This window comes from Streptomyces purpurogeneiscleroticus (assembly GCF_020024005.1).
Classification (GTDB): domain Bacteria; phylum Actinomycetota; class Actinomycetes; order Streptomycetales; family Streptomycetaceae; genus Streptomyces; species Streptomyces purpurogeneiscleroticus.
Map to the genome: position 1 here is coordinate 1 of NZ_NHSG01000353.1, position 13560 is coordinate 13560.

At 70.1% G+C, this 13560-nt stretch carries 11 protein-coding genes and 1 pseudogene; 10 read left to right on the forward strand and 2 right to left on the reverse strand.

The genetic code is table 11. The features are described 5' to 3' along the window. The 8 genes and pseudogenes from CCS38_RS23985 to CCS38_RS24020 form a co-directional block, all read left to right on the forward strand. Positions 1-221 (forward strand): annotated as a pseudogene (locus CCS38_RS23985) (TetR family transcriptional regulator); the annotation flags it as partial. 111 nt (positions 222-332) lie between these two features. Beyond that, on the forward strand, positions 333-860 hold the full coding sequence (locus CCS38_RS23990; RefSeq protein ID WP_223735366.1) for a pyridoxamine 5'-phosphate oxidase family protein: 528 nt from the start codon (positions 333-335) through the stop codon (positions 858-860). Then, the gene (locus tag CCS38_RS23995) at positions 857-1864 is read left to right on the forward strand and encodes an ROK family protein (RefSeq protein WP_223735367.1); all 1008 of its coding nucleotides are present in this window, start codon (positions 857-859) and stop codon (positions 1862-1864) included. Before CCS38_RS23990 ends, CCS38_RS23995 begins: the two co-directional genes overlap by 4 nt. A gap of 222 nt (positions 1865-2086) precedes the next feature. After that, positions 2087-2398, forward strand: a complete 312-nt coding sequence (locus tag CCS38_RS24000) for a hypothetical protein (protein ID WP_223735368.1) — start codon at positions 2087-2089, stop codon at positions 2396-2398. 85 nt (positions 2399-2483) lie between these two features. Next, positions 2484-5636: a non-ribosomal peptide synthetase gene (locus CCS38_RS24005; protein WP_223735369.1), complete on the forward strand. Its 3153-nt coding sequence runs from the start codon at positions 2484-2486 to the stop codon at positions 5634-5636. 50 nt (positions 5637-5686) lie between these two features. Further along, complete coding sequence (locus CCS38_RS24010) at positions 5687-7018, forward strand: ABC transporter substrate-binding protein (RefSeq protein ID WP_223735370.1); 1332 nt, start codon at positions 5687-5689, stop codon at positions 7016-7018. Continuing rightward, complete coding sequence (locus CCS38_RS24015) at positions 7015-7914, forward strand: carbohydrate ABC transporter permease (RefSeq protein ID WP_223735371.1); 900 nt, start codon at positions 7015-7017, stop codon at positions 7912-7914. Before CCS38_RS24010 ends, CCS38_RS24015 begins: the two co-directional genes overlap by 4 nt. Further along, entirely contained in the window at positions 7911-8756 is an 846-nt protein-coding gene (locus CCS38_RS24020; RefSeq protein ID WP_223735372.1) for a carbohydrate ABC transporter permease, read from the forward strand. The genes CCS38_RS24015 and CCS38_RS24020 overlap by 4 nt, the downstream gene beginning before the upstream one ends. A 5-nt stretch (positions 8757-8761) precedes the next feature. Here CCS38_RS24020 and CCS38_RS24025 read toward each other — a convergent pair whose 3' ends face one another. Together CCS38_RS24025 and CCS38_RS24030 are read right to left on the reverse strand one after the other, a co-directional pair. After that, positions 8762-10069, reverse strand: coding sequence for an ATP-grasp domain-containing protein (locus CCS38_RS24025; protein WP_223735373.1), 1308 nt, complete (start codon positions 10067-10069; stop codon positions 8762-8764). A 30-nt stretch (positions 10070-10099) separates the two neighbouring features. Further along, the gene (locus CCS38_RS24030; RefSeq protein WP_223735374.1) at positions 10100-10975 is read right to left on the reverse strand and encodes a helix-turn-helix transcriptional regulator; all 876 of its coding nucleotides are present in this window, start codon (positions 10973-10975) and stop codon (positions 10100-10102) included. Between the two features lie 103 nt (positions 10976-11078). On the opposite strand from CCS38_RS24030, the gene CCS38_RS24035 reads away from it, so the two are divergent. Further along, a complete protein-coding gene (locus CCS38_RS24035; protein WP_223735375.1) occupies positions 11079-12584 on the forward strand; it encodes an MFS transporter in 1506 nt (501 codons plus the stop codon). A 110-nt stretch (positions 12585-12694) separates the two neighbouring features. Next, a complete protein-coding gene (locus CCS38_RS24040; protein ID WP_223735376.1) occupies positions 12695-13492 on the forward strand; it encodes an IclR family transcriptional regulator in 798 nt (265 codons plus the stop codon). Positions 13493-13560: the final 68 nt, after the last annotated feature.

Sequence of the window (13560 nt, forward strand, 5' to 3'; positions counted from 1 at the left end):
ACCCGGCCCACCCGATCATCACCGGGCAGAAGCAGTGGATGCTCGACCTGTTCACCCGCCTCGCCGGGGACATCGCCCCCGGTCGGGCCGGCCCGCTGGCCCGGACACTGATGCTGCTGCACGAAGGAGCGCTCGTCGCCCACGGCCTGAACATCTTCCCGGACCCCATCTCCCACGCCCGCGAACAGGCGCAAGCGCTTCTCGCCGGAGACATGGGCTGAAGAACTCTTGGCGCTACTGCCGGGCCTCTTTACACTGAGCGCGCGGAAGATTCCGTATACGCGTCCGACCGGGCAGCCATCATTCCGCAACGGGGGCGACTGGAGGGCACCGTGTCCGTCTCGATCGAAGAACTCTGCGAGACCGCAGCCGAGATACTTCGCACGACTCGTTATATGACACTGGGCACCGCTTCGGCCGCAGGAGTCCCGATGGTGACTCCGCTGGCGCACGCCTGGGACGACCAGGACGCTTTCTACTGGATTTCCGGAACGGACGCCGTGCATTCTCTGAACATCGAGCACAATCCGGTGGTTTCGATCGTCGTATTCGACTCCAATCCGACCGACGGGGGCGGCCAGGGTCTCTACGCACACGGCCGGGCCGAGGTGCTGCACGGCGAAGCGCTGGACGAGGGGTGCGAGGTGTACTACTCCCGCCGCTACCCGGACCCGGCGAAGCGCGCGAAGCGGTACCAGCCGCCCGCGCAGTTCCGGGACACCGCGCCCAACCGGCTGTACCGGGCGCGGATCGAGTCGTACTCGGTGCTGAACCCCGATGGCCACCCCGTGCACGGCGACGAGGTCAGCCACCGGGTCACCATCCCGTTCCGCACCGGGCGCCTCAGCGGGACCGCGTGAGCAGCCCACTCGGCGAAAGCGCCGTGCTCGGCCTCGACATCGGCGGTACGGCGATCAAGTCGGCCTTCGTCGCCGCGGACGGCAGACCGCTGAGCGCCGTCGCCCACCACCCCGTCCGGGCTGCGGGGCGCGACCCGGAGGCGGCCGTCGGCACAGTACTCGACCGTGCCGCGGGCCTCCTCGACGCGGCGGTGGCGCAGGGAGTGGCGGTCCGCGCCCTCGGCGTCGCGGCCTGCGGGGTGATCGACGAGTCGGCGGGCGTCGCCGTCTTCTCGGCTTCCTTCGGCTGGCGGGACGTGCCGCTGCGGAGGCTGCTGGCCGAGCGCACCGGCCTGCCCGTCGCGCTGGGACACGATGTACGGGCCGGCGGCGTTGCCGAGGCGCGGCTCGGCGCCGGGCGCGGGCACGAGGTGTTCCTCTTCGTGCCCGTCGGTACCGGAGTCGGGGCGGCGGTCATGCTCGGCGGGCGGCCGTTCACCGGTGGGCACTGGCGGGCCGGTGAGCTCGGGCATGTCGTGGTGCGGCCCGGGGGCGACCCGTGCGGTTGCGGCCAGCGCGGCTGTCTGAGCACGGTGGCGGGCGGTCCCGCGGTCGTCAAGCGGTACCGGCGGCTGGCCGGGTTGGACGGCGGAGCCCCGACGGATGCCGCCACTGTGGTCCGCCTCGCCACCGAGGGGGACCGCGTCGCGGCCGGAGTATGGGCGGAGGCCGTGGAAGCGCTGGCCGATTCGCTCGCTGTCGGCGTCACCCTCTTCGACCCTTCGGCCGTCATCGTGGGCGGCGGGCTCGGCCGGTCCGGCGACCTGCTGTTCCACCCCTTGCGCGAACAGCTCGCCGGGCGGCTGACGTTCCAGGTCATGCCGGAAGTGCTGCCCGCCGCTCTGGGTGACGAGGCCGGCTGTCTGGGGGCGGGACTGCTCGCCTGGGATTTGCTCGGCGACCGTACCGGTACCGGGAAAACACTGCCCCCGGTCGCGAATGCACACGGGCCAGGAGAGGCGTAATTCCCGGCCTCTCGAAAAAGACAGCACTGGGTTGCGCCAGCCATGAAAAAGCCATTCATCCGCGAAAAGGGAATGGCCGAGAAGCGCCGCCCGAACGGCCTTGTGTTCACTCTCCCCGCCCCGCACACTCGACAAAAGAATGATTCATTATCCGCGCGATCCAGGCGGCGCGGAATCATTCATCCGTCACTCACTTTCCCTCATTCGCGCGAGGAGACCTGCATGGCTACTCCCAAGATCGTCGGAGGCAATACCCCGGTCGAAGACTGGAAGCAGCACCAGGAGCAGGAGAACGGAACCGGCATCTACATCGATGTCGACACCTCGGCAGGAAACTTCACCGAGACCCCGGTGTACACGGCCAACCTCTGCGGCCGCGACTCCATGTGGACGACGACCGGCGGAAACACGATCTACACGCCCACGCCCAAGGGGTTCCGGATCTATGTGCGGTGGCAGGACGGCCGCCCGCTGACCGTGGACTACGCCGTCAGTCACGACTGGTACATCAGCTGGATGGCCATGGAGGCATAAGGTCCGCCGCCAACGGCCGGTACCGCCGCCCTCGCCCGCTCCCTCGCGGGCAAGGGCGGCTCGTTCGACCGGTCCAGGAGGTCTCATGGACGTACAGTCCCTGCACGAGCGCGAGGTGAAGCGGTTCAGCGGACCCACCGTCCCGTACCGCGCGGACCGTTCCGTACCCGACCTCGTCCAGGAGGTCGCCACGCGCCACCCCGAAGCCCCCGCGGTGGAGTTCGGCAACGATGTGCTGTCCTACCGCCGGCTGATGACCGGGGTCGACTCCTTGGCCGGCCGGCTGGCCGCCCGGGGGGTGCGCCGCGGCGCACTCGTCCCGCTGGTGATGCGCAACGGCCCCGAGCTGCCGCTCGCCATGCTGGCGGTGTTGCGGGCCGGCGCCGCGTTCGTACCGCTCGACGAGCAGTGGCCCGCGGCGCGGCTGCGCATCATGGTGAGTGCCTGCACGCCGCAGCTCGTGCTGCTGTCCCCCGGCGGGCCCCGGGGGGCCTGGCACGGAATCCCCGCGCTGACGGTCGATGCCCGGCGCAGCGCGGCCGGGCCGAAGGCGCCGGTCGACGGGCCGGCCGGTCCGGAGGGCCTCGCCTACGGCTTCTACACCTCCGGCTCGACCGGCACCCCCAAATGCGCCCTGAACCTGCACCGAGGGCTGGTCAACCGCCTGCACCACATGAGCCGTCGCTTCCTCGACGCGCAGGAGCGGCCCATCGTCCTGCAGAACAGCCGGCACACCTTCGACTCGTCGCTGTGGCAGTTGCTGTGGCCGCTGAGCTGCGGTGGCCGGGTCGTCATCCCCGAACGGCGCGGCCTTCTCGACCTGCCCGGGACCGTTGCGGTCATCGACCGGCACCGGGTGACGATGACGGACTTCGTCCCGACGATTCTCGGTGCCCTGGTTGAACTGCTCATCTCCCGACCGGAGTTGATACCCCGACTGTCCTCGCTGCGGACGCTGCTGGTCGGCGGTGAAGAGATCAACCACGGCAGCGTACGGGCGCTGCAGGAGATGCTGCCGGGCTTACGGATCACCAATACCTACGGTCCCACCGAGGCATCCATCGGCATGGTGTTCCACGATGTGTCGCCCGACGACGCCGCGCCCCTGCCGATCGGGCGTCCCATCGACAACACATGGGCCGCGGTCCTCGACGAGGAGTTGCGGCCGGTCGCGCCCGGCGCTGTCGGTGACATCTGGATCGGCGGGGACTGCCTGGGCGCCGGTTACCTGGGCGCCCCCGAGCGGACCGCTCAGGCGTTTGTACCGAATCCCTTCCCGCAACTGGCCGGCCCGTTGATGTACCGCACCGGGGACCTGGGCCACTACGGCGCGGACGAGCTGCTCCATTTTGACGGGCGGCAGGACCAGCAGGTGAAGGTCGGTGGCGTGCGCGTGGAGCTCTCCGAGGTCGAGCACACGATCGCCTCGCATCCGCTGGTACGCGAGGCCAAGGTGCTGGTCCGCGAGCACGGCGGCAGGTCGCACCTGGCCGCGTTCGTCACCGTGCGCGGCGGCCCGCCGACGGACGACGGCACGGCCGAGGGCCTGACGGCCGCCGAACTGAAGCGCCACGTCAGGACGCAACTGCCGGCGGAGCTGACCCCCGGGCGGTTCACCGTTCTTGCGTCGATGCCGGTCAACGGCAACGGCAAGGCGGACCGACAGGCCCTCGCCGACATGCTCGACACCGCGGCGCGCGCAGCCGCGCCCGCTCCCGCACCCGCGCGCAACGCAACAGAACAGACGCTGCTGGACCTCTGGGCCGAGGCCCTCCCGGCGCCCGTGGACAGCGCGGAGGACGACTTCTTCGACAGCGGCGGGGACTCGCTCGGCGCCCTGCGGCTCGCGCTGGCCATCACGGAACGGTTCGGCACAGCCTTCTCGGTCGGCGATGTGGTCGCCCTGTCCACGGTGGCCGCGCAGGCCGCCCACCTGGACAACACAACGGGAGTACGCGAAACAACGGGAGTACACGAACGAACTGCGGCACATGGACGCGCGACCACTCCGCCGCAGCGCCCGCTGGCCCCCGCCGACTTCCCGGCGGACCTGCGGCTCCCGGCGGACATCAACCTCACCGCGGCGCACGGCCCCTCCCCTCCCGTCGAACGGGTGCTGCTCACCGGCGCCACCGGATTCGTCGGCGCCCAACTCCTCCACGACCTGCTCCGGCGCACCGGCGCGACCGTCCACTGCCTCGCCCGCGCCGACAGCCGGCAGGCGGCTCTCCGGCGCATCACCGCCAACCTCCAGTGGTACGGACTGTGGTCGCAGGAGACGGCCGGCCGCATCGACGCCGTCCCCGGCGACCTCACCCGGCCCGGGCTCGGCCTGTCGCGCGATGACCGCCGGCGGCTGGCCGAAGAGGTCGACACGGTGGTGCACGCCGGTGCCCTGGTGAATCTGGTACGGGGCTACGCCGCCCACCGCTCCGCCAATGTGACCGGCACGGTCGAGCTGCTGCGGCTTGCGGCCGCCGCCCGGCCCGCCCACGTGCACTTCGTCTCGACCCTCGCCGCCTGCCCGGGCCGCCCGGTGGATGCGGTGACCGGCGCGGTCACCCCGCCCCTCGTACCGGAGGCGCCGTTCGAAGACGCGGAGCCGCCCGGAACCGGGTACGGCCAGTCCAAGTGGGTGGCGGAGCGGCTGGTGCAGGCCGCGGCCGACCGCGGGATGACCGTGGCCGTACACCGCCTCGGCGAGGTCATGCCCGCGACGCGCACCGGTGTGCCCCACGCCGGCTCGCGCATCGAACTGCTCGTCCGGGCCTGCCTGCGCGTGGGCATGTATGTCACCAGCGATGTGGCCGTCGACTACACGCCGGTCGACCAGGTCGGGGAGCTGCTGCTGACCGCCGTCACCCACCGCCGGGACGGCTACTTCCACCTGCTGCGCCCCCACGGCCTGGCGCTCGACGAACTGCTGGGTGCCTTCGGGGACGCCTTCGGCCTGCGCAAGGCGGCCTACGAGGAGTTCTGGCACGTACTGCAGGCGGCATCCGCAGGTGATCCGCGGGACCGGGACCTGGCCCGGGCCCTCGCGGTCCTGCCCCTGCCGTCGAATGTGCAGGACGATGTGCTCGGGCAGGGACTCGCCAGGGTGTTCCGCGACGGTGCCGCGCGCTTCAGCACGGACCGCGCGGCAGGGCTGGCCCAGCTCGCCGGTCTGGACCTCGCTCCCGTGGGCCCGGCCGACATCGAGCCGTATGTCGCACACCACCGGGGACGATTCCGGTAAACCGGTAACAGCGCGCAGCACCTCTGACCGAAGGGCGAGCAGTGCGATCAGTGCACATCCGGACGTCCGGCGGCAGGGCGCTGCGCGCGCTCCTCGCCGCCGTGCTCCTCACCGTGGTCGTCGGTCTCGCGGCGTGTGCGCCCGCCGGCAAGACGGCCGGGAGTGTGACGCTGACCTTCGCGTCGTGGGTCCCGGACATCGAGCGGGCCGTACAGAAGTGGAACGCCACGCACGACCGCGTCACGGTGCGGTACCAGGCCATGTCGGGCGACGATCAGACCAAGGTGCAGACGGCGATCGACGCCGGCGCGGGTCCCGACGTCACGCAGATCAGCCAGTTCCTGGTGCCCGACTACGCGATCAGCGGCCGGGCGGCCCCGATCGGCGACTACGTCGGTGACGCCGCCGGCCGGTTCTCCCCGGCCGCGTGGAAGTCGGTCGCGTTCGGCGGGGAGGTGTACGGCGTCCCGCAGGACACCGGGCCGACGGTCCTGTACTACCGGAAGGACCTCTTCGCCGAGTACGGCATCACCGTCCCGCGCACCTGGCAGGAGTTCCGGGCTGCCGCCGAGGCCGTGCGCAGGGCCGACCCCGGCGCCCGGCTGACGGCCCTGCCTCCGAACGACGAGCGGTGGTGGCAGGGCCTGCTGTGGCAGTCCGGCACGCAGTGGTCCGGCATCAAGGGCCAGTCGTGGGTGGCTGCCATCGACACTCCGGCGTCCCAGCGCGTAGCCAGGTACTGGCAGACGCTCCTCGACGAGGACCTCGTAGTGCCGCGCCAGGCATACGGCCCCGCTACCTGGAACGCCATCCAGCGCAACGAGATCCTCGCCCTCTCGCACGCCTCCTGGTTCTCCGAAGTCCTCGCGACCAACGCCGCCGATCAGGCCGGTAAATGGGCCGTGGCTCCGATCCCCACCTGGGAGGGCTCGGAGGCGACCGGCGACACGGGAGGCAGTGCCAACATCGTCTCCGCCGCGTCGGACCACCCCCGGGAGGCGGCGGAGTTCGCACTGTGGCTCAACACCGACCCGGAGAGCCTCCGGATCCTCATCCACGCGTCCGGGCTGCTGCCGGCGGCCACAACGGGGCTGGACCTGGCGGCCGCAGCGCCCGGAGTCGCGTACTTCGGGAACCAGCGGATCAACCGGCTCTTCGTCGACGCGGCACAACGGCTGTCGACGAGGTGGTCCTACGGCCCGGGCATGGAACATTCCTACGCGACGTTCAACGGCGGCCTGGCCGACGTGGCCGACGGCCGCCGCAAGCTGCCCGGACTGATGACGGAAGTGCAGTCCGCCACCGTCGCGCTGCTGACGGCGAAAGGACTCAGTGTGACCGTCCCCGGCACAGCGAAATCGAGCGGGGGCGGCCGGCGATGAACGGAGGCAGCCGGCAGCGCCGGACCGACCGCGTGGCCTACCTCTTCCTCGCCCCGTTCCTGGCGCTGTTCCTCGTGTTCACCGTCCTGCCGATCGTCCTCGCCGCGTACGACAGCCTCTTCACCGTTCGCTACTCGGGTCTGGGCCTGGGCGGCGGGACCCTGCACTTCGTCGGCCTCGACAACTACGCGACCGCGCTGACCTCGCCCGAGCTGCTTCTCGGTGTGCTGCGGATGACCGCGTTCGGGCTGGTGCAGGTGCCGGTCATGCTCGGTATCGCGCTGGCCCTCGCCCTCGTCTTCGACGCCGCCGCGTCCCGCCTGTACTCCGTGCTGCGCACCGTCTACCTGCTGCCGTACGCGGTCCCGGTCGTCATCGGCACGCTCGCCTGGGGGTTCCTCTACACGCCCCGCACAAGTCCGCTGAGCGGTGCCGTCGCGGCGTTGGGCGGGCCCGCCGACCTCCTCGACGACTCGGTCGTGCTGTGGTCGATGGGCAACGTCGTGACGTGGTCCTACATCGGCATCAACATGACGATCCTCTACACCTCCCTGCGCGGCCTGCCCCGCGACACCTACGAGGCGGCCCGCCTGGACGGTGCCGGGGAAATCCGGATCGCCTGGTCGGTCAAGATCCCCCAGTTGCTGCCGGCAATCGTCATGACCACCGTCATCTCCGTCATCGGCACCCTCCAGATCTTCACCGAGCCGACCATCCTGCGGAATCTGACACCCGCCGTCTCCAGCACCTACACGCCCAACATGACGATCCGGACGATCGCCATCGGACAGCAGAACCCGCAACTCGCCGCCGCGACGGCCATCGTCCTCGCCGCGGTCATCTTCGTGCTCTCTTTCGGATTCCTCGCCCTCGCGCAACGAAGGAGCACACCGTGACGACCCGCAAGGGGCTCTGGCGGGGCCTGACGACGGTGCTGCTGCTCATCACCGCGGCGTACTTCCTGCTGCCCCTCTACTGGCTGGCCCTGGCCACGGCGAAGAGCCGCTCGGACCTCTACGGCACTCCGGGGCTTCTCCCCGCCGAGTTCCGCCTGTGGGACAACCTGGTCGCCCTGAGCGAGTACGACGGCGGGATCTTCTGGCGCTGGATGCTCAACTCGGTGCTGTACACCGGCGGTGGCGCCGCCGCGTGCGCGGGCATCTGCGCCCTCGCGGGCTACGCGCTCGCGGTTTACGAATTCCGGGGCAAGAACCAGGTCTTCACCACCATCATCGCCAGCGTGCTGGTACCCAACACGGTCCTGGCGCTGCCCATCTTCCAACTGGAGCGGAAACTGCACTTGGTGGACACCTACTGGGGGATGCTCCTGCCCCTGCTGGTGCTGCCGTTCGGGGTCTACCTCGCGCAGGTGTACACCGCGAGCGCCCTCCCCGCCGAACTCCTCGAAGCGGGCAGGGTCGACGGCGCCGGTGAGTTCCGGCTGTTTCTCAAGGTCGGCCTCCGGCTGATACTGCCGGGCGTCCTGCTCGTCTTCCTGTACGCCTTCATCAGCATCTGGAACAACTTCTTCCTCCCGCTGATCCTCCTCTACGACGAGCGGCTGTACCCGTTGACCCTCGGCCTGCACAGCTGGAACGAAAGCGGCCTGACCGAGCCTCAGCTGCAGCACCTGGTCGTGGTGGGGTCCTTCGTGTCGATGCTCCCCCTGGTCATTCTCTTCCTGACGCTGCGGGATTACTGGAAGTCCGGAATCACGGCAGGCGGCCCGAAATTCTGACCTTTTCAGAGGTACACGGGGTGGGCGCGCCCGGAGCGTGCGGTGTTCAGGCGCTCTTCGGTGCCGACCCGGCTGAATGCCGCGACGAGGCGGCCGTTGACGGCTCCCAGCGCGAGATCGTGTTTACCCGACTGCCCGTGCGGGGTCATATCGATCCAGGGAGCGTGGCAGTACTCCTGTACCAGCCACCGCTCCTCGACCGCCAGCGTGACGGCGTCCTCCCACGCCGACAAGCCCGGCACCTCTCGGCCGACCACCACACCCGCCCCGCGTGAATCCAGCGGCCGCTTGAGTACATATCGCTCCGGGCAGGCGCGGATTTCCCGTACGGTCGCGGCATCGCACAGCGCGATATTCCGCGACCAGGGAATGCTGGGCTTTACCAGCGCGTATGCCTCCGGGGGAAACAGGCCGGCGAACTGCGGATCGGACAGTACGGCCAGGCACAGTTTGCTCTCGCCGATCAACCGGCCGCGCAGGCCGTTCTGCACGAATAGCGTGTGATCGCGCAGCGCACGCAGATAGGGACCCACTTCGTGACGCATACGCATCAGATGCTTGATGCGGATTTTGGAGTAGGCGTACCGCACCGGCTCGCCGTCCAGCGCCACGCCCCCGTTCTGCGAGCGCAGGTCACGGGGATCTCCGACAACGACTCGTACTCCGGCCTCGGTGAGGTCCGCGATGATGCCGTCGACGCTGCCGCTGCTGCTCCCCCGCGGTCGCAGTACGGCCACCGTTTCGGGTCGGGTGCCGGTTTCCTGCTCGGCGAGATCGAGGAACCACCGGCCGGCCCACAACGGCGCGTCCGAAGGCAACGCCTCGGGAAGCCGGATTCCCCGCTCGGTGAGAAACGGCCGCCACATGGCTCGGTCGAGTCCCGTGCTCCGCAGTCCGGCCGGACAGTTGGCATTCGTCTCCAGAACCTTCAACCCGTTGTCGGGCTGCGGCAGCAGATCGATCCGGAAGAGATGTACCCGGGCGTCGTCGGCGGCCAGGACATCCTGAGCCCAAGCCTCAGGGACGTCCATCACCCGCTGCAGGCGCGCGTCGGCGGCATGGGCGGACACGATGGTCTCGATCAGCCGATGATAAGCGGCGACGAATTCCGTCAGCCGCTCACGCCATCCCGAATGCAATCGCAGCGGGACACCATGCGACATGGACGGCTGCCCGTCATTCCCTTTCCACGCGAGACCCTGCTGAAGCCGTCGGCCTTCCGGATTATCGGCCAACTCGGCCACTTGGCGGTGGAACGCCATATCGACCGCGGGCCAGGAATGGGGGCGGGCGAGCTCACTGGTGAGTGTCACACGCACAGGCTATTCACCGAAAGCAGCAATTCACCAGATTCGTACCGGCCGGGTCGCCGACTCCGCGGTCCATCGCGTCAGCAGTCGCAGCGCGTCGGCCGAGGGGGTGTCGTTGGGTGTGTAGACCTCCAGCCGGTGGTCGGGACTGTCGGGCTGGAGCCACACCTGGTAGTCGACGTTGACCCCGCCGACGGTGGGATGTTGCAGATTCATGGTGCCCACGGTGCAGTCCGCGACGTCGCCCTTGGCCCACAGCTTGGCGAAGTCACGGCTGCGCATGGCGAGTTCGCCGATCAGTTCGGCCAGCCGGGCGTCGGTGGGATAGCGGCCGGCGGTGAGCCGCAGGTACGCGACGTGGATCCGGGCGAGTTCGGGCCAGTTGCGGTGCAGGTCGCGGGTGAGGGGGTCGAGGAAGAACATCCGCGGGACCGAGGGCCGTCGCACGAGATCGTGGGGTGCGTCGAAGTCGAGGTGTTCCGCGAAGAGGGCATGTCCGGTGCGGTTCCAGGCCAGCACGTCGCCGCGGCGGCCGAGCACGACGGCCGGCATGGACTCCCCCAGGGAGGCCAGGAGGGCCAGTACGCGCGGATGCGGCTTTTCGGGGCGGGGGCGTACCGGGCGGGAGGTGGCGGGCTGCCGGGCGAGATTGTGCAGGTGGGCGGTCTCGGCCGGATCCAGCTGGAGCACACGGGCGAGCGCGTCGAGGACCTGGGCGGAGGCGGTACCGGCCTGCCCCTGCTCCAGCCGGGTGTAGTAGCCGGCGCTCACGCCGGCGAGCTGGGCGAGCTCCTCGCGGCGCAGGCCCGGTACGCGGCGCGCCGTGCCGTAGGTGGGCAGTCCGGCGTCGGCGGGCGTGACCCGGTCGCGCCGGGCCTTGAGGTACGCACCGAAACTCTCCAGTTCCATGGCTCCGAGCGTAGGCGGCCCCGGTGATGCCTGCGTATCCCTGTCGGGTGTACCCATGGCGCGGGGCTGGTTGGGGAGTTGGCGGCGCCGCACTGTCGAGGGCATGAATGAACAGCGTGTTTCTCACTCGCCCGGTCCGCGGGCCTGGCTCGGACTGCTGGTGACGGTCGGCCCGGTACTGCTGGTGGCGATGGACGGTTCGGTCCTGTTCCTGGCGATGCCCAAGGTCACCGAGGCGCTGTCACCGACTGCCGATCAGGCGCTGTGGATCCTGGACGTCTACGGCTTCGCGGTCGGGTCGTTGCTCATCGCGTTCGGCGCCCTCGGCGACCGGTACGGCCGGCTCAAGCTGCTGATGACCGGCGCCGCGGTGTTCGGCATCGGCTCGGCAGGAGCGGCGTTCGCGCCCGGTCCGGAAGCGCTGATCGCCTTCCGGGCGCTGATGGGCGTGGCCGGTGCCACGCTGCTGCCGTCGGCGCTGGCGGTACTCAGCGAACTGTTCACCGACCCGCGCCAACGGGCCAGGGCGATCGGGATCTTCGCCGCCACCTTCGCCGCCGGGTTCGCGATCGGCCCGGTCGTCGGCGGGCAGTTGCTGAGCCGGTTCTGGTGGGGGTCGGTCTTCCTGATCAATCTCCCCGTCGTCCTGCTGTTCCTGCTGCTGGCCCCGGTCCTGCTCCGTGAAGTACGCACCACCCGGCCCGGCCGCATCGATGTCGTCAGTATCCTGCTCTCCGCTGTCGGTCTTCTGCTGACCGTATACGCGATCAAGCACGCCGCCGCGGAGGGGCTGACCGCGCTCCCGGCAGCCACGGGCGTCGTCGGCGTCGGCATCCTGGGGGCGTTCGTCCGGCGCCAACGGCGCCTGGAGCACCCGCTGATCGACTTCCGCCTCTTCCGCGACCGGGTGTTCACCATCGCGATCATTACCGGGCTACTGCCCCTGGCTGCCTGGTCGGCCGCCGCCTACCTCACCGGTATCCACCTCCAGTCCGTCCATGGTCTGCCCGTCCTGCACGCGGCGCTCCTCGCGCTGCCGGGCGCCGCCGTGCTCACCGTCACCAGCATCGTCACACCGGCGCTGGTCGGGCGTTTCGGCACCCGGGCAGCACTCATCACGAGCCACTTCTTCATCGCCACGGGCATGCTCCTGCTGCTGCCCACCGGCGTCTCCGGCGGGATCGGCTGGTACCTCGCGTCCACCGTGATCGCCGGCGTCGGCTACGGCATCTCGTTCAGCGTGGTCGCCGACACCGCCGTCGCCGCGGTTCCCGCGGAACGCGCCGGGTCAGCGGCCGCGATCGCCGAAACCAGCAACGAGATCGGCAACGCGCTCGGCATCGCGCTCCTCGGCTCGCTCGCCGCCCTGGTCTTCCGGCTCCAGGGACCGGACCTCGCCGGCACCCTCGACGAGACGCTCCGGCTTCCCGGCCTCGCGCCCGCCGTGATCGACGAGGCGAAGACCGCCTTCGTCACCGGTCTGCACGCCGCTGCCGCCACCGCCGGCCTTCTCCATGGCGCACTGGGCGTTCTCGCCGTCCGCTGGCTGCCGAAGACGACACGTCGTGACGAGGCAGGAGTTCGGCAATCGGAGATGGCAACCTCTTGACACCCCCGCTCCGCAGGCACATAGTTCTCGCCGCTCAGCGCAACGGCGTTGCGCTGAGCGCACCGACTGGCGGAAACAGGGGCCGGTCCCGGCAAGAGAGGTGCGGACACATGGCCGATGCGAGCCCCGAGGAACCGGCTGCTCGCAGGGCTCCCGGACCGGGAGGCATCCTGCAGAGCGCCGACCGCGCTCTGGTCGCGCTGCTCACCTTCTCCGAACGGCGCCCCGAATGGGGCGTGAGCGAGCTCGCCCGCCACCACGGCTGGGACAAGGCCGTGGCACAGCGGCTGCTCACCACGCTCACCGCCCGCGGCTTCCTCGTCTGCGACCCCACCACCCGTCGCTACCGTCTCGGGCCCTCGGTGTCCCGGCTGGCCCGGGTCGGTGAGCACAGTGGCGTTCTGCCGTCGCTGGTGCGCCCGATCCTCGCACAGCTGCTGCGGGAGACCGGCGAGAGTGTCGTACTGAACGTCCCGAACGGCAGTGGCTACCGCTGCGCCGCGGCCGTCGACGGCACCGGCCCCATCCGCTACACCGCGATCGTCGGCGCCCTCATCCCGGGCCACGCCGGGGCCTCCGGGCACGCGATCTTCGCCCACTACCCCGAGGCGGAGCTCCGGCAGATCTTCGGAACCACCCCTCTGCAACGCTTCAACGACAACACCATCACCGACTTCGACGCGCTCCTGGCCTGCTACGCCGAGATCCGCCGGACCGGTTACAGCGTCAGCCACGGCCAGTACGACGAGGCCGTCGCCGCCGTCGCCGCGCCCGTCTTCCAGGCCGGTACCGTCGCCGCGTCCCTCACGGTCATCGGCCCCGCCCACCGCATCACCCGCGCCACGGACCGGATCATCGAGGTCGTGCGCGCGGGCGCAGCAGAAGCCACCGCGGCCTTCGGCTCCTGAACCTCCTGACCTCCGGCTCCTGACTCCTTGACCTCCGGCTCCTGCCCCCGAGGTCGTCTCCCCGACTC

What these genes read in the sequence shown, in the direction of transcription:
- CCS38_RS24030 (WP_223735374.1), bottom strand. Translation starts at nt 10,975, where the DNA reads ATGGAACTGGAGAGTTTCGGTGCGTACCTCAAGGCCCGGCGCGACCGG.
- CCS38_RS24040 (WP_223735376.1), top strand. Translation starts at nt 12,695, where the DNA reads ATGGCCGATGCGAGCCCCGAGGAACCGGCTGCTCGCAGGGCTCCCGGA.
- CCS38_RS24000 (WP_223735368.1), top strand. Translation starts at nt 2,087, where the DNA reads ATGGCTACTCCCAAGATCGTCGGAGGCAATACCCCGGTCGAAGACTGG.
- CCS38_RS24005 (WP_223735369.1), top strand. Translation starts at nt 2,484, where the DNA reads ATGGACGTACAGTCCCTGCACGAGCGCGAGGTGAAGCGGTTCAGCGGA.
- CCS38_RS24015 (WP_223735371.1), top strand. Translation starts at nt 7,015, where the DNA reads ATGAACGGAGGCAGCCGGCAGCGCCGGACCGACCGCGTGGCCTACCTC.
- CCS38_RS24035 (WP_223735375.1), top strand. Translation starts at nt 11,079, where the DNA reads ATGAATGAACAGCGTGTTTCTCACTCGCCCGGTCCGCGGGCCTGGCTC.